The 23,250-nt window shown below is 69.1% G+C and carries 22 protein-coding genes; 9 read left to right on the forward strand and 13 right to left on the reverse strand.

Going from position 1 to position 23,250, the window contains the following annotated elements; genetic code table 11:
• Window positions 1-7: 7 nt before the first annotated feature.
• Genes AN401_RS18290 through AN401_RS18305 form a run of 4 tightly spaced genes read right to left on the reverse strand, consistent with a single transcriptional unit; the run spans window position 8 to window position 4,086 of the window.
• Window positions 8-1,114, reverse strand: coding sequence for an ABC transporter permease (locus AN401_RS18290; RefSeq protein WP_096780123.1), 1,107 nt, complete (start codon window positions 1,112-1,114; stop codon window positions 8-10).
• The gene (locus tag AN401_RS18295; RefSeq protein ID WP_198401770.1) at window positions 1,111-2,064 is read right to left on the reverse strand and encodes an ABC transporter ATP-binding protein; all 954 of its coding nucleotides are present in this window, start codon (window positions 2,062-2,064) and stop codon (window positions 1,111-1,113) included. The genes AN401_RS18290 and AN401_RS18295 overlap by 4 nt, the downstream gene beginning before the upstream one ends.
• A complete protein-coding gene (locus AN401_RS18300) occupies window positions 2,054-3,010 on the reverse strand; it encodes an HlyD family secretion protein (protein ID WP_096780124.1) in 957 nt (318 codons plus the stop codon). The genes AN401_RS18295 and AN401_RS18300 overlap by 11 nt, the downstream gene beginning before the upstream one ends.
• Window positions 3,007-4,086 carry a linear amide C-N hydrolase gene (locus tag AN401_RS18305; protein ID WP_096780125.1) on the reverse strand — a complete coding sequence of 360 codons (1,080 nt, stop codon included), beginning with the start codon at window positions 4,084-4,086 and terminating at the stop codon, window positions 3,007-3,009. The genes AN401_RS18300 and AN401_RS18305 overlap by 4 nt, the downstream gene beginning before the upstream one ends.
• A gap of 143 nt (window positions 4,087-4,229) precedes the next feature.
• On the opposite strand from AN401_RS18305, the gene AN401_RS18310 reads away from it, so the two are divergent.
• On the forward strand, window positions 4,230-5,315 hold the full coding sequence (locus AN401_RS18310) for an ADP-ribosylglycohydrolase family protein (protein ID WP_096780126.1): 1,086 nt from the start codon (window positions 4,230-4,232) through the stop codon (window positions 5,313-5,315).
• A 71-nt stretch (window positions 5,316-5,386) separates the two neighbouring features.
• Here the strand turns inward: AN401_RS18310 and AN401_RS18315 are convergent, their stop codons facing one another.
• The 6 genes from AN401_RS18315 to AN401_RS18340 form a co-directional block, all read right to left on the reverse strand.
• Window positions 5,387-6,586, reverse strand: coding sequence for an IS4 family transposase (locus AN401_RS18315; RefSeq protein ID WP_096780127.1), 1,200 nt, complete (start codon window positions 6,584-6,586; stop codon window positions 5,387-5,389).
• Between the two features lie 112 nt (window positions 6,587-6,698).
• Window positions 6,699-7,433 (reverse strand): endonuclease/exonuclease/phosphatase family protein, encoded by a 735-nt coding sequence (locus AN401_RS18320; RefSeq protein ID WP_094041357.1) that lies wholly within the window; start codon window positions 7,431-7,433, stop codon window positions 6,699-6,701.
• 123 nt (window positions 7,434-7,556) lie between these two features.
• On the reverse strand, window positions 7,557-9,842 hold the full coding sequence (locus tag AN401_RS18325) for a heavy metal translocating P-type ATPase (protein ID WP_096780128.1): 2,286 nt from the start codon (window positions 9,840-9,842) through the stop codon (window positions 7,557-7,559).
• Between the two features lie 58 nt (window positions 9,843-9,900).
• Complete coding sequence (locus AN401_RS18330) at window positions 9,901-11,109, reverse strand: efflux RND transporter periplasmic adaptor subunit (protein ID WP_096780129.1); 1,209 nt, start codon at window positions 11,107-11,109, stop codon at window positions 9,901-9,903.
• 3 nt (window positions 11,110-11,112) lie between these two features.
• Window positions 11,113-13,476: an ABC transporter permease gene (locus tag AN401_RS18335; RefSeq protein ID WP_232513345.1), complete on the reverse strand. Its 2,364-nt coding sequence runs from the start codon at window positions 13,474-13,476 to the stop codon at window positions 11,113-11,115.
• Between the two features lie 10 nt (window positions 13,477-13,486).
• Window positions 13,487-14,212 (reverse strand): ABC transporter ATP-binding protein, encoded by a 726-nt coding sequence (locus AN401_RS18340; RefSeq protein WP_096780131.1) that lies wholly within the window; start codon window positions 14,210-14,212, stop codon window positions 13,487-13,489.
• Between the two features lie 199 nt (window positions 14,213-14,411).
• On the opposite strand from AN401_RS18340, the gene AN401_RS18345 reads away from it, so the two are divergent.
• Together AN401_RS18345 and AN401_RS18350 are read left to right on the forward strand one after the other, a co-directional pair.
• The gene (locus AN401_RS18345) at window positions 14,412-15,920 is read left to right on the forward strand and encodes a thymidine phosphorylase family protein (RefSeq protein WP_096780132.1); all 1,509 of its coding nucleotides are present in this window, start codon (window positions 14,412-14,414) and stop codon (window positions 15,918-15,920) included.
• A complete protein-coding gene (locus AN401_RS18350) occupies window positions 15,917-16,807 on the forward strand; it encodes a ribose-phosphate diphosphokinase (RefSeq protein WP_096780133.1) in 891 nt (296 codons plus the stop codon). Before AN401_RS18345 ends, AN401_RS18350 begins: the two co-directional genes overlap by 4 nt.
• On the opposite strand, the gene AN401_RS18355 is transcribed toward AN401_RS18350, so the two are convergent.
• Window positions 16,804-18,159: an MBL fold metallo-hydrolase gene (locus tag AN401_RS18355; protein ID WP_096780134.1), complete on the reverse strand. Its 1,356-nt coding sequence runs from the start codon at window positions 18,157-18,159 to the stop codon at window positions 16,804-16,806. The two genes, AN401_RS18350 and AN401_RS18355, sit on opposite strands and share 4 nt — an antisense overlap.
• A gap of 231 nt (window positions 18,160-18,390) precedes the next feature.
• On the opposite strand from AN401_RS18355, the gene AN401_RS18360 reads away from it, so the two are divergent.
• From AN401_RS18360 to AN401_RS18385, 6 genes are all read left to right on the forward strand, one after another.
• Window positions 18,391-18,738 (forward strand): hypothetical protein, encoded by a 348-nt coding sequence (locus AN401_RS18360; RefSeq protein WP_094040358.1) that lies wholly within the window; start codon window positions 18,391-18,393, stop codon window positions 18,736-18,738.
• Window positions 18,739-18,849: 111 nt separating this feature from the next.
• Complete coding sequence (locus AN401_RS18365; protein WP_094040357.1) at window positions 18,850-19,641, forward strand: universal stress protein; 792 nt, start codon at window positions 18,850-18,852, stop codon at window positions 19,639-19,641.
• A gap of 137 nt (window positions 19,642-19,778) precedes the next feature.
• Window positions 19,779-20,372: an NADPH-dependent FMN reductase gene (locus AN401_RS18370; protein ID WP_094040356.1), complete on the forward strand. Its 594-nt coding sequence runs from the start codon at window positions 19,779-19,781 to the stop codon at window positions 20,370-20,372.
• Window positions 20,373-20,755: 383 nt separating this feature from the next.
• Entirely contained in the window at window positions 20,756-21,145 is a 390-nt protein-coding gene (locus AN401_RS18375; RefSeq protein ID WP_094040355.1) for a VOC family protein, read from the forward strand.
• Window positions 21,146-21,269: 124 nt separating this feature from the next.
• Window positions 21,270-21,683 (forward strand): nucleotidyltransferase substrate binding protein, encoded by a 414-nt coding sequence (locus AN401_RS18380; protein WP_096780135.1) that lies wholly within the window; start codon window positions 21,270-21,272, stop codon window positions 21,681-21,683.
• On the forward strand, window positions 21,676-21,990 hold the full coding sequence (locus AN401_RS18385) for a nucleotidyltransferase domain-containing protein (RefSeq protein ID WP_094040353.1): 315 nt from the start codon (window positions 21,676-21,678) through the stop codon (window positions 21,988-21,990). The genes AN401_RS18380 and AN401_RS18385 overlap by 8 nt, the downstream gene beginning before the upstream one ends.
• A 15-nt stretch (window positions 21,991-22,005) precedes the next feature.
• Here AN401_RS18385 and AN401_RS18390 read toward each other — a convergent pair whose 3' ends face one another.
• Window positions 22,006-22,632 (reverse strand): LysE family translocator, encoded by a 627-nt coding sequence (locus AN401_RS18390; protein WP_096780136.1) that lies wholly within the window; start codon window positions 22,630-22,632, stop codon window positions 22,006-22,008.
• Window positions 22,632-23,240, reverse strand: a complete 609-nt coding sequence (locus AN401_RS18395) for a LysE family translocator (protein WP_096780137.1) — start codon at window positions 23,238-23,240, stop codon at window positions 22,632-22,634. Before AN401_RS18395 ends, AN401_RS18390 begins: the two co-directional genes overlap by 1 nt.
• Between the last annotated feature and the right edge of the window lie 10 nt (window positions 23,241-23,250).

Below are 23,250 nucleotides of genomic sequence, written 5' to 3' on the forward strand. Positions count from 1 at the left end.
CGGCGACTCAGTCGAGCCGCTTGCGGAAGCGGGCAATCGCCAGGGTCATCATCAGCGCAATAAAGCCGAGCAGCGCCAGCACCTCCGGCCACAGCTCGGCCAGCCCCGCCCCGCGCAGCATAATGCCGCGGATCAGCCGCAAAAAGTGGGTCAGCGGCAGGGCTTCGGCAATCCACTGGGCCGGCCGGGGCATGCCGTCGAACGGAAACATAAAGCCGGACAACAGGATGGACGGCAGGAAGATGAAAAAGGTCATCTGCATGGCCTGGAACTGCGACTGGGCGCGGGTGGAAATCAGCAGGCCCATGCTCAGGTTGGCCAGGATCAGCAGCAGGCTGGCCCAGTACACATCCAGCACGCTGCCGCGGATGGGCACCGCAAACAGCAGCAGGCCGAGCAGCAGGATCAGGCTGGTCTGCACCAGGCCGATCAGTCCGTAGGGCAGCACCTTGCCGATCATCAGTTCGGCGCGGCCGAGCGGGGTGGCGATCAGCAGCTCCATGTTGCCCCGCTCCCGCTCGCGCACTATGCCCACGGCGGTGAACATCACCATGGTCATGGTCAGGATGATGCCGATAAGCCCGGGCACTATGTTGATGGCGGAAACCCGCTGCGGGTTGTAAAAACTCACCACGCCGATGGGCGCTGCGGGCAGGGGCACCGACGATGAAGGCCGCTCCTCGGCCCGGCGGGCCAGCGGCAGCTGCGCCAGTTGCAGCGCCGCGCTCTGCACCACGGTGTCGCTGCCGTCCACCAGCACCTGCACCGCCTCTTCCCCCCGGGCCAGGCGCCGCTCAACGTCGGCCGGGATCGCCACCCCCACGCGGATCTCGCCCCGGCGCAGCAGCCGCATCAGCTCCCCGGCACTGTTCGCCTCGGCCACCGGCGCTATCACCCCGGTGGCAATCATGTCCATCGCCAGTTGGCGCGACTGGCTGGTCCGCGCCTCGTCGGCGATGGCCGCCGGCAGGTGCCGCAGGTTGAGGTTGATGGCGTAGCCGAACAGGGTCAGCTGCAGCAGGGGAATGCCGACGATCATCGCCAGGGTGATGCGGTCGCGGCGGATCTGGCGCAGCTCCTTTTGCACCACCGCCCACAGCCGGCGCCCGTTCACGGCGTCGCCCCGCCCGCCGGGCCGCCGTCGCGGCGGGTCACCGCCACAAAAACGTCTTCCAGGTTCGGCCGGGTCGGCCGCACCTGGGCCGCCAGTCCCGCCAGCGCCTGCCCGATGCGGGCCGCCGCCCCGCTGCCCTGCCGTTCCGCCACCAGCACCCGCAGGCTGTTGCCGATCTGGGCCACGCTCAGCACCCCTGGCAGCGCCAGCAGCCGCTGTTTCGCCTGCCGCGGCTGTGCGCAGCACACCTCCAGGGTGCGGCCGCTCAGGGTGCCGGTCAGTGCCGCCGGGCTGCCGTCCGCCACCAGGCGGCCGCGATCCAGGATCGCCAGCCGGTGGCAGCGTTCCGCCTCGTCCATGTAGTGGGTCGACACCAGTATGGTGGTGCCCCCGTCCGCCAGCTCGAACAGCTTTTCCCAGAAATCCCGGCGCAGTTCCGGGTCCACCGCGCTGGTGGGCTCGTCCAGGAACAGCAGCTCCGGCCGGTGGATCACCGCCCCCGCCAACGCCAGCCGCTGTTTTTCGCCGCCGCTCAGGGCGCCCGCCAGCTGCCCGGCCCGGTCGGAAAAACGATATTCCCGCAGCAGCTCGTCCACCCGCCGGGCGCCCGCCCGCCGGGACAGGCCCTGGATGGCGGCGAGAAACTCCAGGTTCTCGCGCACGGTGAGATCGGCAAACAGGGAAAAATGCTGGGTCATGTAGCCGATGCGTCGGCGCAGCGCCTCGGCCTGCTCGGGAATGCGCAGCCCCAGCACCTCAATCCGGCCGGCGGAGGGGGTCAGCAGGCCGCACAGCATGCGGATGCTGGTGGACTTGCCGGAGCCGTTGGGGCCGAGAAAGCCGTACACCTGCCCCCGCGCCACCCCGAGGTCCATCCCGTCCACCGCGCGCAGGCCGCCGAAGTCTTTGCTCATTCCGCTGGCGCGGATGGCCAGGGCGTCATCGGGCATCGGCGGCCTCCTCGAAGGTCACGCTCAGGGGCAGGCCGGCGGGCAGCCCGGCGGCGTCCTCGCCCAGCTGGATCTCCGCCAGGTAGCTGAGCCGCGCCGCGTCCTCGCCGGTCAGCGCGTAATAGGGCGTAAAGCCGGGCTCGCCGCGGATCATGCGCACCCGCCCGCGAAAGCCCGGCTCCACCCCCGGCACCATCACCCGGGCGGCGTCCCCCACCCCTATACCCGGGCGCAGGGGCGCGGGCACATACACCCGGGCATAGGGGCTGTCGCCCACCAGCAGGGTCGCCAGCGGGCCGCCCACCGGCGCCTCGTCGCCCGCCTTGAAGGGCAGGCTGTCCACCCATCCCGCCCGGGGCGCCCGCAGGGTCAGTTTCTGCAGCTGCAGCAACAGCGCCTCGGCCTCGCCCCGGGCCTGGGCCAGCGCCGCCTCCGCCTGGGCCAGTTGCTCGGGGCGGGTGCCCCGCTGCAACTCCAGCAGGGCCGCCTGGGCCGCCTCCGCCCGGGCCCCGGCACTTTCCGCCGCCGCCCTGGCGGCGTCGCTGTCGGCGCGGGACACATGGCCGTTTTGCTCCAGGGTGCGCAGGCGGCGATACTGGGCCAGGGCTTCCCGCTCCTCGGCGCGGGCGGCGGCCAGGGCGGCCCGGGCCACCGCTATGGTTTCCGGCCTGGGGCCGGCACGCAGCTCCGCCAGCAGTTGCCGCCGTCGCTGCACCTCGGCCTCGGCGGCGGCCCAGCGGGCCCGGGCCAGGCCGTCGTCCAGCTGTACCAGGACCTGCCCCGGCATCACCCGCTCGCCTTCCCGCACCGCCAGCCGGGTGACGGGCTCCGCCGCCGGGGCCGGCAGGGTGATGCGATCCCATTCCAGGGTGCCGAGCACCCGGTCCGGCTCGGGCCCGCAGCCGGCCAGCAGCAGGAGCGATGCCAGCAGCGGGGCGGCCTTCATGGCGTTAAGCCGGCCTCGACGGCGGCGGGCTGGAAGGTCAGCGGCTCGCTCGCCTCCAGCTCCGCCGACACCTCGCCGGCCAGTATCCGGCGCTGGTCTTCACCCAGGCGCAGCACCCGGCTGCCCGCTTCCGGGGCGAAGTCGAGGCCCTGGAGATCCAGCCAGAAGGTGCTCGGGCTGAGGGCAGACTCGAAGTAGTAGCGCAGATCCTTGTGGTCGACCACGCTGCGCCAACGGGTGGAGGAAATATGCGGCACCTCGGGCGTGCTCACGCCGTAGGGCACGGACACATTGCGGATCACGCTGAACACGGCGGCGGTGGCCAGGCGGGCGTCCTCCACCCTGGGCACCGCATTGATGTAGAAATGGGCCCGGGCGAAGCGGTCGGCCGGCCGGTTGGTGCCCGGCAGCATGGTGGTGCCGCCGATGTTCTCCCAGTATTGCAGCAGGGCCAGCTGCTGCGCGTAGGGCGGCTCGTTGGTCAGCACCTGGTAATCGCGGCCGTGGTGGATGACCAGCTCGCCATCCAGGTATTCCATGATGGCGCTGTCGCCACCGGCGTCGGACAACGACAGGTGCACCAGGGCATCCCTGTCCTGCCCGGGCACCTGGCCGGTCAGCACCAGGAAGGGGTGCTTGCGCACATGCTCCACGGCTTCCGCCACGGTGGCGAAATTGTCGAGCATGTACTGGGCCCACAGCGACAGCGACAGGGTCGGGGTGGTGCCGTCCGGTTCGGGGAAGACGGAGTCGGGCAGCCACAGCAGATTGGCGGCCAGGCCGGCCTCGTTCAGGCCGTCACTGCTGGCCAGGTCGTAGGCGCTGGCGATCACGCTGCCGTATTTCACCGTCCAGCGCAGGGAGGCGGGCCCGGCGGCGCCGTGGCGCTCCACCCCGCGCGGCAGCACCCAGAGGTGGGTGCCGATGTCCGTTTTCCAGTCCATGGTGCGGCCGGTCAGGATCCGCCCCTCCTCCCCCAGGTAAACGGCCCTGGTACAGGCCTGGGCCTGTGGGGCGGTCAGTCCGGCGCCGAGCACGGCGCAGCCGGCCAGGATCAAAGCGGCAAGTTTTTTCATGTAAACTCCATGGTTGGCGGGGCGGATCCGGCCTCGGTGTCTTTTAGTGTAAACCACCCGCCACCGGGGTTCGGGAAGGCGCCGCCGCCGGACCTGGCGCCAGCGCCTACAATAGAGATTGTCCCCCTTACCGAGAAGCCGCCATGCCCCCTCTTTCTCCCCTGCAGGATCGCGCCGCCGGCGCCATCATGGGTGCCTTTATCGGCGAAGCCCTGGGCGTGGGCCCGCACTGGTATTACGATCTCGACCAGCTGCACCGGGACCACGGCGACTGGATCGACGGCTACACCACGCCCAAACCCGGCCGCTACCACGAAGGGCTGAAGGCCGGCGAACTCTCCCAGGCGGGCCTGCTGCTCAAGCTGACCCTGGCCTCCCTGGTGGACTGCGGCGACTACGACGAGGCCGACTTCTGCTGGCGGCTGGACCATGACTTCTTCCCCCTGCTCGACGGCACGCCCCATGCCGGCCCCGGCGGCTACACCAGCCAGTCGATGCGCGATGCCTGGCACAAGCGGGTGGAAGAAGGCCACCCCTGGGGCCGCTGCGGCGGCCACGCCGACACCACCGAGGCGATAGAGCGCACCCTGGCCATCGCCGTGCGCCACGCCCGCTCGCCGCGCCGGCTGGCCGAGGCGGTGGCGGCCAATACGGTGCTCACCCAGATAGACAACAACCTGGTGGCGATGACGGTGGCCTTCGGCGCCGTCACCGGCCTGCTGGTGCAGGGGCACCGGCTGGATCCGGCCCTGTCCGGCAAGCTGATGGCGCTGGTCCAGGCCGACGAGCTGCCCTTTCATACCGTCACCGGCAACCGGCTGCAACCGCCGCCGCCCCATGCCCCCGAGCCGCCCCGGGCCGGCCGCTTCGCCTCGCCGGACGCCCTGCTCACCCCCTCGTGCGTGGCCAGGGCCGCCGAGGATCCCGCCATCCGCATCGAGCCGGCCTGGAAGGTCTCGCTGGTGTACGGCATGCCCTGCGCCATCTACCACCAGTTGCCCGCCGCCTACTACCTGGCCGCCCGCTTTCACGACGACTTCGAGGCCGCCGTGCTGCACGCCATCAACGGCGGCGGCCAGAACCAGGCCCGCGCCATGCTCACCGGCACCCTGGTGGGCGCCCAGGTGGGGCTGTCCGGCATCCCCCAGCGCCTTATCGACGGGTTGGCCGAGGCCGACGAATTGCTGGAGCTGTCCCGGCAACTGGCGGAGCAGCTGGCAGCGGAGTGAAACCTGTTTGGATCAGCCCCGCCCGCCCTGGATGCCCGCCTTCGCGCTGAGGGCTCCCCAGTTTTTTCTGGTCATGCCGCGACCTCTTCCATGAGGGTGTAGATACGGCTCAAGCGTGTTAAGGCTCGCTCCAGTAGCGAGCCCGTTACTCTCCTCGGCTCATGGATAATCACCTGTTTTCCCAAGGTTAAAAAGGAAAGTACCCGACGCTCCTCGGTGTTGGCTTGGTATCGCCGATGCAGCCCTTGTTGTTCGCACTCGAACCCCACCAACCACAGGAACAGGGTTGCTACCTGGGCTATCAGGCACAGTTGACCCAAGCGACCCTCCCCCTGACTTTTACTGTTGCTCCAGCCAAAACCATAACGCTGGCTCTTGTCATCACGGAAGTTCTGCTCGATTTGCATCCGCTTCCGATACAGAGAGACGACCTGCCGGGCAGTGAGGTCCGCATCCGAGGTCACCAGCAGCCACGGCTCTTCCGCTGCGTCGCGATACTGCTTCTCTGCCTGGGGATACATGGGCTGCTTCTTGCCCCGTTTCTTGTGCCGTCCCTTCGAGGGGGCATGGTACTGGTGATAGTAAACCGGGCAGGCCGGCTTCACTGTCTTACCCAACAGGCCCGCTCCCAGCGCCTCCGGGGTAGCCGTCGCCTGCTGGGCCAGCGTGGCCGCGGGATACCACTCTTTCTCGTTATCCAACTTGCCATGGATGCGCCCGCGCACTCGCCCTACAAACACCCAGCCCAACGCCCGCACCTGATTCAGCCACGGCGTTTTAAAGCCACCGTCCGACAGAAGAATGACCCGCTGGTGTGCCCCCAGGGCGGCATGCAGATCGAGCAGAAACTGCTGATGTTCATCATGATTTTCTTGCCGCGCAGAGGGCACAACACGGTTCAGCAAGGGCAGGCTGCGACCTTCATACACCAGGCTGGCGCGCAAGACATGAAAGTCCTGGCTGCAACAGCCGCTCCAGTCAATGGCAATGAAGCAGCAGGGCAAGCAATCGGTGATGCGGCGGGTCAGGGCGGCACTCATGGTGACGCAGTCCTGGTGGGCCTTCTCATTACGAAGAAAGCGGTCGACGCGTTTTATCTTGTGCTTGACGCAGGCTTTGCCGGGCAGATGTCGTCCAATCCGGGTCAAGGAGAGGGTGTTGCCGGTAATGAGTCCTTCGGCACAGTTCAGCAGGGTTTTTACCCGAGCCTGATGAAAAGGAGCAAAGGCAGACGCGAAGAATTTATGGCAAACTGAGGACACGGCAGGCATGGCGGAACGTCTTTGTTTTTTTGGCGATTAATAAAGACGCAATCTACCATGCCTGCCGATTTTTTTTGGGGATCCCTCAGCGCCTTCGCGGGCATGACTTCGTTTGGCCCCCTCACACCGAAAAGCGGGCGTAGATGGGATTATGGTCGGAGACCATGTCGGTATTGATGGCGGTGGCCGAGTGCAGTCTCATATCCCGGTAGAAGATAAAGTCCAGGGGCTGGCGGAAGTAGTGCTTGATATGGTGCGGGTCTTCCATCACCGCCTGCTGCAGGCCGGTGGCCCGGCAGAACTCGGCCAGGTAGTGCCGGCGCTGCCGGCTCCAGACGTTGAAATCCCCGGCCACGATCAGCGGCCCCCGGTGGAGCAGCAGTTCCCGCTTGAGTTGCTCCATTTCGAGGTGGAACAGGCCGTGATGCACGAAGTTGATGGCGTGGATATTGGCCACCAGCAGTTGCTCGCCCCCGGCCAGGGGGTGGCGGGTGAGGATCAGGCTCTTGTGGGTGGCAAAGCGCAGCTCCCGGGTGCGGCTGAGCAGGGCGGTGACTTCGTCGAAGGCGCACTGGCCGGCGGTCAGCACCCCGAACAGGTGCGCCGGGGTCTGGATATTGGGCGACACCGCGTAGGACCAGCCCTCCAGCTGCCACCGGCCGTGCAGCGCCAGCTTGGCCTCCTGCAACAGCAGCAGGCTGGTGGGAAAGCGCTGCATCAGCCCCGCCAGGCACAGCCGGAACTCGGGGTTCAGGGTCAGTTTCTGGGTATTCCAGCACAGCACGCCCAGATCGTCCCGGGCCAGCGGCTGGTGCTGGTGGATGAGCTGGTGGGGCGCGATACGGGGGCGGAGCATAGGAGTCTGTCCTGCGGTTGCCGGGATACAACCTCCATCTTAGCATCCCCGGCCGCCACGCCGGCGGGGAAATGCCCGCCCCGGGAGCCGTACGGCGGATGAGGTAGACCAGGCGCGCCGGGCTTATCCGGCCAGGTTGTGGTACAGCTCTTCTTCCTGGGCAAAATGCAGGCGCAGTATGGTGTCGAGGGCGTACAGGGCACGCTGCAGCTCGGGCAGGGCGGGCGACGCCAGCTCCGGCGCCTCGAGCGCCGCGGCCAGGCGCTCCAGCCCCTGCACCGCCTTGTAGATTTCCCGGTGGGTGTGGCTCATGGTCGCCATGGGATCGTCGCCCCCGATCAGGCGGGCGACCTGCGGATACAGCTCGGTATCGTCGCGCCGCTCGTGGGGCAGGATCTCCTGGCGCAGGGCCGCGAGCAGCCGCTGCAGGCCGGCCAGCAGTTGTTCCGCTGGCAGCTCCGCCACCCGGTCGGCCAGCCGGGTGATCTGCTCCAGCACCGGGAGCATGGCGGCGTGCTCTTCCCGCAGCCGCCGTACCCGGTCCTCCGACAGGCGCGCTTCCAAGGGCTGGCGCTCCAGCCCCAGCACGCGCAGGGCGTTGAGGATAGCCGCAACGTCTATCCCTTCCTGCAACAGGGCGCCGGCCAGGGGTGGCAGGTAGCCCAGCGCCGCGATCACCATGGCGATCATGGACAGTCCCAACCCCAGGGTCACGCTTTGCAGCGCGATGGCCCTGGCCCGCTGCGCAATGCGCAGGGCAAAGGCCAGCCGGTCCAGCCGGTCCACCAACAGCACCACCTGCGCCGCCTCGGCGGCGGCCGCCGCGCCGCGCGCGCCCATGGCAATCCCCACGTCGGCCGCCGCCAGGGCCGGGGCATCGTTGACCCCATCGCCCACCATCAGGGTCACGCCATGTTCACAGGAGGCGGCAATGGCGGCCAGTTTCGCCGCCGGGGTCTGCTCGGCCAGCACCTCGTCCACCCCCAGCACGCCGCCAATGGTTTCCGCCACCTCGCGCCTGTCACCGGTCAGCATGACGCTGCGCCGGATACCGGCCAGCCGCAGCAGCCGCAGGGCCCGCGGGGTGTCGAGCCGGATCTCGTCCGCCATCTGCAGGGCCCCGACCAGGCGGCCGTCGACCGCGACATAAACAGCGCCGCTCCCCTCCTGGCCGCCGCGCCGCGCCAGCCGTTCCACCCAGGGCGGGTAAGGCTCCAGGCCGGCGGCATAATCGAGGCTGCCCACCCGCACCCGGCGGCCGTCGACCATGCCGCAGATACCGCTGCCGGCCTGTTCGCTCACCGCCGAGGGCAGCGACAGCTCCAGGTTCCGCTCCCGGGCCGCCTGCACCACGGCCCGGGCCACCGCATGGTCGGACATCTGATCCAGTGACGCGGCCAGCCGGATCACCGCCTCGTCGTCGGCCCCCGGCGCGCCGGCCACCGCCACCAGGCGGGCGCGCCCGCCGGTCAGGGTGCCGGTCTTGTCGAAGAACAGGGTCTCGGCCCGCGCCAGCTTCTCGATGGCGCCGCCGTGCTTGATCAGCACGCCGTGGCTGGCACAGCGCGACATGGCACTCACTATCGCCACCGGCACCGCCAGGATCAGCGGACAGGGGGTGGCCACCACCACCACCGCCAGCGCCCGCACCGGGTCGCCGGACCAGGCCCAGGCCGCTCCCGCCAGCGCCAGTGCCAGGGGCACGAACAGCAGCGCATAGCGATCGGCCAGGCGCATGGCCGGCGCCCTCGACTCGCGGGCGGACTGTACCAGCCGGACGATGGCGCTCAGCGCGCTGTCTTCGGCGGCATGCGTCGCCAGCATGTCGAAGGGCGTGCCGGCATTGACGCAGCCGCTTTGCAGGCGCTGGCCCGCACGGCAATCCACGGGCAAGGACTCGCCGGTCAGGGTGGCGGCGTCCAGCACCGCCTGCTCCGACAGCAGGCTGCCATCCACCGGCACCGTTTCCCCGGCGCGCACCAGCAGGCGGTCGCCCGGCTCGACCGCGGCCAGCGCCACCTGCACTATGGCCTGGCCCTGGTAGCGGTTGGCATGGCGCGGCACCTTTTCAAGCAGTGCCGACATCTCGCGCCCCGCCCGCCGTTCGGCGTAGTCCTCGAGCGTACGGCCGCTGCCCAGCATCAGGGCGATGACCCCCGCCGTCAGGTATTCCCCCAGGGCGAGGGCGCCGCCGATGGAAAACAGGGCGAGCAGATCAACCCCCGCCTGCCTGCGCGCCATGGCCCGCACTATGTCGACGAGGGTCAGCAGAAATACGCAGGCCGAAGCCCCCAGCCACAGCCAGCGCGCCGGCGCCGGCTGGCCGCCGAGCCAGAGCAGGCCACCGCCCAGCAGGGCGCCGGCGGTGGCCCCCGTCAGCAGCAGGTTGGCGTAATAGCGGTGAACCATGGCGACACCATGAAAAAGCGGCATACCCCAAGCTTAGCCCGCCGGGGCTGGCCCGGGGCTAGTCCTCCCGCGGCCGCACCCGGGCGCCGTCCTCCAGCCCGGGGGCGGGATAGAGCACCAGCCGCTGCCCCGCCTCCAGCCCGGCCAGTATCTGCGCCTCGACGCCGTTGTCATGCCCCACCCGCACCGGGGTCAGCCGCGCCCGCCGGCCTTCCACCACCAGCACCGCCCAGCGCTCACCGTCCCGGAACAGGGCGCTGGACGGGGCGATCAGCGCCGCCTCCTCTTGCCACACCACTATCCGCGCCTCCACCCGGTAGCCGTGGCCCAGGCTGCGGCGCCTGGCCGGCTCGCCGGCGATGCGGATGACGGCGTTGACCCGCTGCTCCTCCACCCCCAGGGCGGAAAACTTGGTGAACCCCCGGGGCTCGACCCGCTCCACCACCCCGGCCAGGGGCGCCGGGCCGCCCCAGTGATCGATGATCACCCCCATGCCGGGCATCACCTGCACCGCGTCGGTCGACAGCAGCTCCACCACCACCTCCAGATCCCCCTCCGGGTCGCCCAGCTCCATGATGGGGGTGCCGGCGGCCAGCACCGTCTCGCTCTTTTGCAGCAGTTGCAGCACCCGGCCGGACACCGGCGCGACCAGCGCCAGGGGCAACGGCTCCGCCCCCCCGCCCGCGTCGGTCTCCAGCAACTGCGCCCGGGCCTGGGCCAGCTCCGCCTCGCGCAGCCGCTGCGCCGCCCCGGCGCTGTCCAGGGTCGCGCGCGCCACCCGGGCGGCGCGGCGGGTCGCGTCCAGCCCGGCGGCGGTCACGGCACCCTGCTCATGCAGGCGGGTGCCGCGGACCAGTTCGGCCTCGGCCAGCGCCAGTTCCGCCCTCGCCCGCTCCCGTTCGGCGCGCGCCACGCCCAGGGCGGCCTCCGCCGCCGCCACCCCGGCCAGCGCCTGCTCGCGGCGCCGGCGATCCAGCAGCCCGGGCGCCGCCGGCAACAGCCGCGCCAGCAGGGTCTCGCCGGCGACGACCTCGTCGCCGGCTTCCAGCTCCACCCGCAGCAGGCGGCCGTCGACCGGGGCCGCCACCACATAGGGCTGGCGCACCCGGGTGCGCCCCTCCTCGTCGATGGTCATCACCATGGGGCCGAGCCGCACCGGGCCGGTGTCCACCGGCGTGGGCCCGGGCCAGAAGGCGTAGACCAGCAGCACCGCCACCGCCAGGGCGGTGCCAAGGGTGAGCCAGCGGCGGGACTGGGGTCGAGCCATGGATTACTCCCGGGTCTTGAGGGCGGATACCAGATTCAGCCGGTTGATGTCGCGCCGCACCAGGGCGCCGGACAGCACCGCCGCCACCAGCACCGCCAGGGCCGCCACGCCGTGGCCGGCGGGCTCGAAGGCCACCGGCACCTGGTACAGATCGGTGCTGAAGCCCGCCGCCACCGCCAGGGAAAAGCCGTAGCCCAGCAGGCTGCCCAGGGGCAGCGCCAGCAGGATCAGCAGCCCCAACTCGCCAAGCAGCACAAAGCTCACCTCGGCGCGGGTCAGCCCCAGCACCCGCAGGCTGGCCAGGTCCCGCGCCCGCTCGGCGAAGGCGATGCGCGCGCTGTTGTAAACGATGCCGAAGGTGATCACGGCGGCGATGGCCGCCATCACGTAGCGGGTGGCGCCGGCGCCGCTGTCCATCACCCGGCGGAAGGCATCCCGCCGCTCCGTGCGCAGGCTCACCCCCGCCACCACCGGCATCTCCTTCCACTCCCGGTAGAGCCGCTCGCCGGCGGCGGCGTCGATGCGCAGGTGGGCGCCGGACGCCCGCGGTCCCTCTTTCAGCAACCGGTTGAGCCCGCCGAGTTCGATAAAGGCCGGCGCCCCCAGCAGGGTGTCGGCCAGCCCCACCACCGGGATCTCCAGCACCGGCCGGCGCCCCTCGCGCACCTCCACCCGGAGCCGGTCGCCCGGGCCTATGGCCAGGGTCTCGGCCAGGGCGCGGGAGAGGATGACACCGTCGGCGCGCAGGGGCAGGGGCTGCTGCCGGCGATCCAGGGCCCGGTACAGGCGCGGCTCGGCTACCAGGGCGGTGAGGGCGCCGCGATAGCGGTGCCGGCCATGACTGAACAGGGCCGGCACGGTGCGAAAGGGCTCCAGCTCCAGCACTCCCGGCATCCGGGCCAGGGCATAGAGGCCCTGCTCGCCCAGGGGATCGACAAAGCTCAGGGTGACGTCGCCCCGCTCGAGCACGCTGAAGTTCAGCTCCAGGCTGCGATCGAAGGCGGTCATCACGCTCAGCATGGCCACCGACAGCGCCATGCCCGCCGCCATGCCCAGCACCGCCAGGGCGGCGCGGCCGGGCTGGCGCCACAGGCCACGCAGCACCATGCGGCTGGGCTGGTCCAGCCAGCGCTTAAGGCGCGGGCCGAAGCGCAGGCTCCGGCTGAAGTCCGGCGGCACGGGCGGGCGCATGGCCTCGGCGGGCGCCAGCGCAAACACCCGCTGCAGCACCAGGGCCGCCCCGGCCACGGCGGCCAGCAGGCTCACCCCCAGGCCGAGCAGCAGGGCGGACGGCGCCACCGCGAACTGCAGGAACGGAAACTTGTAGTACTGCTGGTAGAAGCCGCTCAGGCCGCGCCCGGCCAGCACCCCCAGCAGGGCACCGGTCAGGGCGCCGGCCAGGGCGATCACCAGCACGAACTTGAGGTAGTGCAGGCCCACTTCCCCGTCGCCATGGCCGAAGGCCTTGAGCAGGCCTATCTGGTCGCGCTCGGCCTGTACCATGCGCGACAGCACCATGTACAGCAGGAAACCGGCCACCGCCAGGAACACCGGCGGCACCGTGCGGCTGGATACCCTGAGCCCCGCTATTTCCTCGACGATAAAGCGGTTGGACAGGTGCTCGTCCAGGCCGTAGGCCCCCAGGGCGCCGTAGGGGGCCAGCAACCGGTCGAGCCGGTCCTGCAGCGCCCGCGGCTCGGCGCCCCGGGCCAGGCCGACCAGCACCTCGTTCACCGCCCCCTCCAGATCCAGGGCCGCCGCCAGCGCCGTCTCGTTCATCCAGAGCACCGCAAAGCGGGCGTCATCCGGCACCATCTCGCCCGGTGCCGTGGTGTACAGGAACTCCGGTGCCTGGGCCAGCCCCACTATGGCCAGGGTGCGACGGGCGCCGTTGAGGGTGGCCGGCAGCCGATCCCCGGGCGCCAGGCCATGGGCCCTGGCGAAGCCTTCCAGCAGCAGCACCTCGTCCCGCCGGCCGGGATCGGGCCGCCGTCCCGCCACCAGGTGCACCTCGTTCAGCCGCGCCGTCCGCCACTCTGGCAGCGACACCGCCTGGGCCCGCACCGGCACCGCCAGCCCCGGCAGGCTGAGCAGGGCGCCGCCGTTGATGCGCCCCTCCACCGCCGCCACCCCGGGCAGCCGGGCCACCCGCTCCAGCACGGCCCGGGGCGCCCGCTTCACCGGTGCGAACAGCTCCGCCAGCCGGTAGCGCTGGTAATAGTCCTGCCGGGTCTGCTCCAGGGAGTTGACCAGGCCGTCCATCATCACCTGCAGCATCACCCCCATGGCGATCACCAGGCCGATGGCCAGGGCCTGGCCCCGGACCCGCCACAGATCCCGGCCCAGCTTGCGATCGAGCGCTTTCATCACGGCATCCTCACCATTCGATCTCCTCGGCGCCGCAGGGGTCAGGGTTGGTCTCCACCGCCCGGATGGCGCCGTCGGCGAAGTGGATCACCCGGTGCGCCATGGCGGCGGTGGCGGCGGCGTGGGTCACGATAAGCACCGTGGTGCCGAGCTCGCGATTCACCTGCTGCAACACCCGCAGCACGGCGCGACCGGTCTGGCTGTCGAGGGCACCGGTGGGCTCGTCGCAAAACAGCACCGTCGGCCGCTTGGCGACGGCGCGGGCGATGGCCACCCGCTGCTGCTCGCCACCGGAGAGCTGGGCGGGAAAGTGATCGGCCCGCGCCGCCAGCCCCACCATGGCCAGGGCCTCGCCCGCGTCCAGCGGCTGCTCGGCGATGTCGGTGACCAGTTCGACGTTCTCCCGGGCGGTCAGGCTGGGCATCAGGTTGTAGAGCTGGAACACAAAGCCCACATGGCGCCGCCGGTAGCGGGTGAGGCGGGCCTCGTCCATGGCGGTCAGCTCCCGTTCGAAGAACCAGATCCGGCCGCCGCTGGGGGCGTCGAGCCCGCCGAGCAGGTTCAGCAGGGTGGACTTGCCGCTGCCGGAGGGGCCCAGCAACACCACCAGCTCCCCCGCGGGCAGCGTCAGCTCCACCCCGCGCAGGGCGTACACCGCCGAGGGTCCGCTGCCGTAGACCTTGGTCAGGCCCTGGGTACGATAGACCGGCAGGCGGGGATCCGGAGATGGGGGCATGTTGCGGCTCTCGCGTAAAAAGCTCCATTGAACAAGAGCCTAAGCGCTGTTGCGCCCCTTCGCCATGATCCGGACGGGCAGCGGGGCCTGAAAATCCGGCGCCCGCCGCGGCCGCCGGGCACGAGTCCCAGGGGCGCGCTAGGCTTGTAGGAGAGACTGCTCCCCTACTGCCCCGGCAGCCCAGCCGAAGGTATTTGCCATGACCGAACCTCATGCCCTGATCGCCGTCGAAATGGGGATAGACACCCACCAGGAGCCCGTGGTGTTCCTGCGGGCCGACTGCGAGGTGTGCCGCGCCGAAGGCTTCAATGCCAACACCCGCCTGCAGTTGAGCCTGGGCGGGCGCGCCATCATCGCCACCCTCAACGTGGTCACCGAGGCGGTACTGCCGCCCGGCCGGGTGGGCTTTTCGCGCATTGCCTGGCAGCGCCTGGGGCTCAAGGGCGGCGAGGCGGTGACCCTGAGCCACGCCCCGGTGCTGCATTCCATGAGCGCGGTACGCAAGAAGATCTACGGCCATGCCCTCTCGGCCCGGGAAATCGACGACATCATCCAGGACATCAGCGCCCACCGCTATTCCGACATGCAGATCGCCAGCTTCGTCACCGCCTGCGTCGACCGGCTCGATAGCGGGGAGATCATCGCCCTCACCCGGGCCATGGTGGCCAGCGGCAAGTGCCTGAGCTGGCCGGACAAACCGCAGGTGCTCGACAAGCACTGCATCGGCGGCGTGCCCGGCAACCGCACCACCCCCATAGTGGTGGCCATCGCCAGCGCGGCCGGGCTGACGATGCCCAAGACCTCGTCCCGCGCCATCACCTCCCCCTCCGGTACCGCCGACACCATGGAGGTGCTGACCAATGTGCACCTCGGCCTGGATCAGATCCAGGCCACGGTCGCCCAGGTAAACGCCTGCCTGGCCTGGGGTGGGGCCGTCAACCTGAGCCCGGCGGACGACATGCTGATCCGTATCGAACACGCACTGGACGTGGACGGCGAGGGCCAGATGGTGGCCTCGGTGCTGTCCAAGAAGCTGGCCGCCGGCTCCACCCACGTGCTGATCGACATTCCGGTGGGCCCCACCGCCAAGGTGCGCAGTCAACCCCAGGCCCGGCACCTGGCGCACCTGTTCGACACCGTGGGCAAGGCGCTGGGGCTCAGGCTGCGCTGCCTGACCACCAGGGGGGAAGAGGCCATCGGCTACGGCATAGGTCCGGCCCAGGAGGCACTGGACATCCTCGCCGTGCTCAACAACGCGCCCCAGGCGCCCGCCGATCTGCGCGAACGGGCGCTGTTCCTTACCGGCCACCTGCTCAACATGGCCAGCGGGGAAGAGCTGGCCGCCGCCATCGCCCGCGCCCGGGAACTGCTCGCCTCCGGCAAGGCCTGGGTCCAGTTCCAGCGCATCTGCGCCGCCCAGGGCGGGCTCAAGGCCATTCCCCAGGCGGCCTTCCGGCTGGAGCTGGGCGCCGGCCACAGCGGCACCCTGCTGGCCATGGACAACCGCCGCCTGGCCCGGCTGGCCAAGCTGGCCGGGGCGCCCATCTCGCCGGCCGCCGGCCTGCGCCTGCACGCCAAGCTGGGTCAGGCCCTGGCCCGGGGCCAGCCGCTGTTCACCCTCTACGCCGACAGCCAGGGCGAGCTGGACTACGCCGCCGACTACTACGCCGACAACCAGGATCTGTTTATGATCGGGGAGACGCCATGACACCGCTGTTGTTCGCGCTGGAAGACGGGCATCCGCTGCTCGGCCCGCTCTGCCACGGGCTGGGTGCCGAGCCTGGCCGGCTGGAGCGGCGCCGCTTTCCGGACGGCGAAAGCTACCTGCGCCTGCTGGGCGAGGTGGCGGGCCGCCCCTGCCTGGTGCTGGCGGATCTGTCCCGCCCGGACGACAAGTTCCTGCCCCTGTGCTTTTTGTGCGACACCCTGCGGGAGCTCGGCGCCGCCCGGGTCGGCCTGGTGGCCCCCTACCTCTGCTACCTGCGCCAGGACGCCCGCTTCCACCCCGGCGAGGCGCTCAGCTCCCACAGCTTCGCCCGCCTGCTCTCCCCCCGCATCGACTGGCTGATCACCGTGGACCCGCACCTGCACCGCATCCACCGCCTGGACGAGATCTATTCGGTGCCGAACACAGTGGTGCACGCCGCCCCCCTGCTGGCGGACTGGCTGCGCGGCCGGCCAGAGCCGGTGCTGCTGGTGGGCCCGGACGCGGAAAGCGAACAATGGGTGGCGGCGCTGGCCGGGGCCAGCGGCCGGCCCCATGTGGTGGGCGAGAAGGTGCGCAGGGGCGACCGGGAGGTGGAGGTAAACCTGCCGGATCTGGGGGCTTACCGGAGCCATGGCGCCCTGATCCTGGACGATGTGATCGCCAGCGGCCGGACCGTGCTGAGCTGCCTGCGGGCCCTGCGCGCCCAGGGGATGGGGCCGGTGGACTGCGCCGCCGTGCACGGCCTGTTCGCCGACGACATAGAAGATGAGCTGGCCCGGGCCGGGCTGCGCCGGCTGCTCACCGGCAACGGCGTCGCCCACCCCAGCAATGCCATCGACCTCTCCCCGGCATTGCTGCCCGCCATCCGCCACTGGCTGGCAGGCTAAAAGGTCAGTATCCGCTGGTATTCCCCTATCTCCACCCGGTAGGGGCTGGTGCGGCGCAGGTAATCGCGCATGGCCTCCAGGGCATCGGGCTCGCCGTGCACCAGCTGGATGCGGGTGTCGGCGGTCAGCGCCGAGGCCGCCAGCCACTGCTGCAGCTCCACATAGTCAGCGTGGCCCGACAGCCCGTGCAGCATTTCGATGCGGGCGCGATTGGTCACCCAGTCGCCGTGAATGCGCACGCTCTCGGCTCCCTGCTGCAGCTTGGCCCCCCGGCCACCCCCCGCCTGGTAGCCGGTGAGCAACAGGGTGGTACGGTGATCCGACAGCAACCGTTTCATATGGTGGAGGATGCGGCCGCCGGTCACCATGCCGCTGCCGGCGATGATGATATGGGGGTAGACCTCGTCGGCCAGCGCCTTGGAGTCCTCCACGCTGCGCACCAGGGTGATGGTACGGCTCATCCGCCGGCAGTCGGCCCGGCTCAGCTTGTGCTGGTCGGCGAAACGCTCGTAGATCTCGCCCACCTCGATCGCCATGGGGCTGTCGAGAAACACCTTGAGCCTGGGAATGCGCCCCTGTTCCATCAGGGTCGTCAGCAAATACTGCACGGCCTGGGCGCGGCCCACCGCAAAACTGGGGATCAGCATGATGCCGCCGCCGGCCACCGTGGTGTTGACCAGCTCCTCCATCTGCAGGAAGGGATCCGTCGTTTCGTGGCGGCGATCGCCGTAGGTGGACTCCAGCAACAGCAGATCCAGCTCCGGCAAGGGTTTGGGGGGATACATGAAGAGATCGTCCGGTCGCCCCACATCGCCGGAAAAACCCACCCGCTTGCCCTCGGCCTCGAGGATCAAGCTGCCGGCCCCGAGGATATGGCCGGCGGGCTGCAGGTGCAGGCGCATCCCGCCGAGATCCAGCACCTGGCCAAACTCCAGGGGGCGGAACAGGGTCATGCTCTGCTCCGCCGTGGCCCTGTCGTAAAGCGGCTCAGGCTCGGCATGCTTGCTCAGCTGGTGACGGGAGAAAAAACGGGCGTCTTCTTCCTGCAGGTTGCCGCTGTCCGCCAGCAGTATCTCGCACAGGGCCCGGGTGGCCGGATGGCAATACACCGGCCCCCGGTAGCCCTGGCGGTACAGCACGGGAATATAGCCCGAGTGATCCAGGTGCGCGTGGGTCAGCACTATGGCGTCGAGCCGGTCGATATCCAGCGGCAACGGCTGCCAGTTGCGCTCGCGCAGCCATTTGTAGCCCTGGTAGAGGCCGCAGTCCACCAGGATGCGGGTGTCGCCGCTGTGCACCAGAAACTTGGAGCCCGTCACCGTCTGGGTGGCGCCGAGAAAGGTTATCTTCATCGCTATTCTCCTCTTGCGGACGTCGGAAACGAGAGAGGCGCCATCCCGGCCGGCGATGCGCCATTGCTATCAGTATCCGTCAGCCCGGCCGCTTTTGCCGGATCAACGACATGCCGTAGATCCGGGGGATGCTGACTATAGTTAACCCTGAGCCATGGCAAGGAGCACGGGGATAAACCATTACCTTGCAGGCGATATAGAGAATCATATGGCGCCCGACAGGAGCCTTGTATGCCATGCCCTTACTGCCATCGCTGGCGTGTCCGACTGCTCGGCCTGCTCCTGATGCTGACCACCGCCGTGCACGCCAATATTCCCCGCTGGTTCGAACTGGCCCCGGGCGAACCCAGCCTCTATATCAGCGGCACCATCCGCTACCTCAACCTGGAAGGGGGCCTCTATGTGATCCGCGATGTGCGCGGCACCCACTACCATCCCGTCAATCTGCCTCCCGCCTTCGAGCAGGACGGCCTGGCGATAGAAGCCCTGGCCCGGCTGCGGGAGGACAGCCCGACCAGCGGCATGGTCGGCCTTCGCATAGAGCTGTTGCACATTCGCCGGGCGAGCCGCCTCGAATAAGGCCCGGGGCCAGAACAGGATCGGGATCGAAGGCGGCTCCCCGGGGCCTGGGCTATCCTTGAGTGAGGTGACAGTTCATGTCTGGTTGGATCCAACGCCAGGAGGCGCCTTATGTTCAGGCATTGCGTTGCAGGTATTGATTTTTCGGCGGGCTGGGACAGGGTGCAGTCCCGGCTTCGGCAGATGGTGGCCCTGTTCGATATCCGGGAGCTGACCCTGGTGCACGCGGACGAACCCCACCGCCGGGCCCATAAGGACGCCAACGATCGCACCAATCGCAAGCTCCACCTGGAGCAGGTGGCGGCGGACATGAGCCGTGAGCTGGCGATAACGGTGCATACCCAGTTCGTCTCGGGCTTTGCGGTGTCCTCCATCCTCGACTGTGCCAAAAGGAAACAGGCCGACCTGATAGTGGTGGCCAACCGCAGCCATTCCCGCAGCCGGGAATTCTTTATGGGCAACGTGGCACTGAACCTGGCACGCCTCTGCAAGTTGCCGCTGCTGATAGTGCCTTCGGATCTGGGGGCCGTGGCGGACGACGCCCCCCTGCTGCTGGCCACCGACAACTCGCCGGCCTCGGCCAGGGCCAGGGCCTGCTTCACCGAGCTGGTGGGTACCGATCGCCAGGGCATGGTGATGATAGTGCGCAGCCCCGAACACCAGGTGGCCTTCGAGGAAGTGCAGGCCGGTGAGAGCTTTGCCACCGATAATCCCAACCTGGACGTCCGCACCGTGGTCGGCGATCCGGTGGAGGAGATCTGCGAAGCCGCCAGCAACGTCAGAACGCCCCTGATCATCCTCGGCAAGCGCGGCACCAACCCCATCGCCGAGCTGCCCCTCGGCAGCACCGCCGAAGGCATCTGCCGGCACGCCACCAACCCGGTGCTGCTGATTCCCTCCTGAGCCGCCGGACAACCGGGCCGCCATTCCGGCCCGGCCCGCGACCACCGGGCAGGCGCCCGGCCGCTCTCCTTTCTATACTCGTATCCAGCCCCGGGCCCGGAGAAGCCCAATTGCCTTACCCACAGGAGAACACAGCCATGTCCATCAAGATAGTGACCCTCTGCGGCAGCGTACGCCCCGGCAACTACACCGCCATGGCGCTGGAACTGGTCCATGACGAATTCAGGAAGATGCCCGGGGTGGAGCTGATCCCCCTGCGGCTGGACGGCCTGGAGCTGCCCCTGCCGGGCTTGCCGGCAAAAAACCCGGACGCCATCGCCCAGTTCCAGGAAACGGTGGCCTCGGCCACCGGGGTGCTGCTGGCCTCGCCGGAATACCATGGCGGCATCAGCAGCCCCATGAAGCTGGCCATCGACAACCTGGGCTTTCCCAGCAAGCTGGCCGGCAAGCCCGTCTCCCTGCTGGGGGTGGCGGCGGGCACCATCGGCGCCATCAAGTCCACCGAGCAGCTGCGCGCCATCTGCGCCCATATCGGGGCGGTGCCCCTGCCCCTGGCGGTGTCGGTGGCCAATGTGCAGCAGGTGTTCGATGCCGAAGGCCACTGCCTCGATGCCGGCACGGAAAAATACATCCGCCGGGCGGCGCGCAACCTGATCGACTACATCAACGACGCGGTCTGCCCCAAGGTCAGTCTCGAGGCCATACTGCGCGGCCAGGTGGAGGAAGACTGAGCCCGGGCGCCATCCCGGCCGGAGCACCGATCAGTTTAAAAGTTGAGCAGCATGATGTTTTTTGGGGCGCGGGCGGCCCGCCCGCATGAGGGGGCACCGAGGTAGGCGAAGGCACAGCCCAACCCGCAATGCCTGTTCTGCCTCGAACCTCTCTAAACTTGTGGTGTAGTTAGCCAGTCCGAAGGTTCCCGCTACGCGGGAAAGCAGGCGGGCCGCCTGCGCTCCATCAGTCAGGTGTCAATCTGCAAACGTCGTTTGCTGCCGATGAGAGTGGCTGGGATAGCACACGCCTGACAGCTTGATTTTCAAACCATATGGCGCTCTAGAGCCGGCTATAGTTAAGGCCTTGACCATAACGCTTGACCACAACAAGGAGCAGGGTGATGAACATGAATCCGGTCGTCTGGTTCGAGATCTATGTGGCGGACATGCCCCGGGCCAGAGCCTTCTACGAAGCCATGCTGGCGGTGCGGCTGGAGCCGCTGGCCGACCCCACCGTCGACGACGGCACCAACCTGGAGATGTGGGCCTTTCCGGGCCAGCCGGAGGGCGCCGGGGCCTGCGGCACCCTGGCGCGTATGGAGGGCTGCGCCCCCGGCGGCAACGGCACCCTGGTGTATTTCGGCTGCGACGACTGCGCCGTGGAGGCCGCCCGGGCGGCGGCCAACGGCGGACGCCTGGTGCGCGACAAGTTCGCCATCGGCCCCCACGGCTTTATCGCCCTGGTGGAAGATACCGAAGGCAATGTGGTCGGCCTGCACTCCATGAAATAACAGCCCTTTTGCTGAAGTTTATCCGCATCGAGGCACAGATGCCGCCGAGGCCGATGGCGGTTTCCGCCCATGGCCGTAAAGAGGTAAAGTAGCCCCACCACCTTCACCTGATCGCGGGGATTCCATGTCCGAGGATATCCGCTGGCAACAGCGCTTCCAGAACTACCAGCTGGCCTTGCAACAGCTCACCGATGCCGTCACGCTCGGCACTACCCGTCCCCTGTCGGACCTGGAGAAGCAGGGGCTGATCCAGGCCTTTGAATACACCCACGAGCTGGCCTGGAACTGCCTGAAGGACTTTCTGCGTTACCAGGGCACCCAGGACATCTTCGGCTCCCGCGATGCGACCCGCAAAGCCTTTGAAGTCGGCCTGATCGAACAAGGTGAACTGTGGATGGCGATGATCGCCAGCCGCAACCGCACTTCCCATACCTACAACAAGGCGACCGCCGAAGCCATTGTCGAGGCGGTCTGCACCCAGTACCTCCCGCTGTTCCAGCAGCTCAGGAGTCGGCTCTCGGGGCTGATGGATGACTGAGGCTTCGTACGGACTCGGCCATGAGGCCATAGGGCGCATCAGATCGGTGCTGGCGGGCTTCCCGCAGATAGAGCGCGCCATCCTGTACGGCTCCCGCGCCATGGGCCGGGAGCGCCCCGGCTCCGATATCGACCTGACCCTGGTGGGCGAGGATATCGACCAGCGGCTGCTGGATAACCTGTGCAACCGGCTGGACGATCTGCTGCTGCCCTGGCAGTTCGACCTCAGCGCCTACCGGGAGATAGAGAATCCCGCCCTGCTGGACCATATCCGGCGGGTGGGCAAGGTGTTCTACCAGCGGCGCTGAGCCGCCTACAGCCGGTCAGCCCCGGCTCAGGGCGATGCGCGCGCCCAGGCCCAGCAGCAGCACCCCGGAGCCGCCCTCCAGCGCCCGGGTGTAACGGGCGCTGGCGGGGTTGCCGAACACCAGGCCGCCCAGGCAGGCGTAGAGGCTGTTGCTCAGGGTCGCCAGCAGGCTGAACAGCAGGCCGAGCAGCACCAGCTCGGCGGCGGGATTGGCCGAGTTGACGCTCACGAACTGGGGCAGGAAGGACAAAAAGAAGATGGCCACCTTGGGGTTGAGCACGCTCACCACCACCCCCTGGCGGAACACCCCCCGCGCCGGCGCGGCGCCGGCCTGCGGCCGCAGGGGCGAGGTGCCGCGCCAGCTGTTGCGCAGCGCCATGGCACCGAGGTAGAGCAGGTAGCAGGCGCCCAGGTACTTCACCAGGCCGAACAGGAAGGCGGAGCTCAAAATCAGCGCCGACAGCCCCAGCACGGCGGCGGCGGTGTGCACCAGGTAGCCCAGGCCCAGGCCCAGGGCGGCCTTGAGCCCGGTGCGCAGCCGGCCGCGCATGGTGCTGGACACCACATAGACGACGTCCGGCCCCGGGATCAGGTTGAGCGACAGGGTGGCGATCACGAACATCAGCAGGGTATGGGCTTCCATCAGAACACCACCTTCAGTGCCAGCCCCAGCAGCACCAGGCCGCTGAACTTGTCGATCATCCGCGACTTGGCCTGGAGCCACACCAGCACGGGCCCGCGCGACAGCGCCAGGGCCACCAGCACGTACCAGAGGGCGTCGATGCCGCCGGCGGTGAGCATCATGATGCCGCCCTGCTGCCAGCCGGTGTCGGCGCGCACGAACTGGCTGAACAGGGCCAGGAAGAAGATGGCCAGCTGCGGATTGAGAAAGGCCACCATAAAGCCCTCGAAGGCGCCCCGCCGGCCGCGCACCGGATGGCTGCCCTGCCGGCCCCCTTCATCGCCGGGCCGGGCCAGCAGCGCCTTCAGCCCCAGCCAGGCGAGAAAGGCGGCGCCGCCGTAGCGGATGAGGTCGAACAGCAGCGGGGTTTTGGTGATCAGCAGCGCCAGTCCCAGGGCGGTGATCAGGGCGTAGAGCCCCACCCCCAGGCCGTGGCCCAGGGCGGTGGCCACCCCGTGCCCCTGGCCGCCCCGCACCGTGTTGCGGATCACCAGGGCCAGGCTGGGCCCGGGGCTGATGGCCCCCATCACGCAAATCGCCGCCAAGGCCAGCCAACTGGTCAGTTCCATGCTCTTCCTC

Origin of the sequence: Zobellella denitrificans, assembly GCF_002407485.1 — a bacterium.
Taxonomy (GTDB): Bacteria; Pseudomonadota; Gammaproteobacteria; order Enterobacterales; family Aeromonadaceae; genus Oceanimonas; species Oceanimonas denitrificans.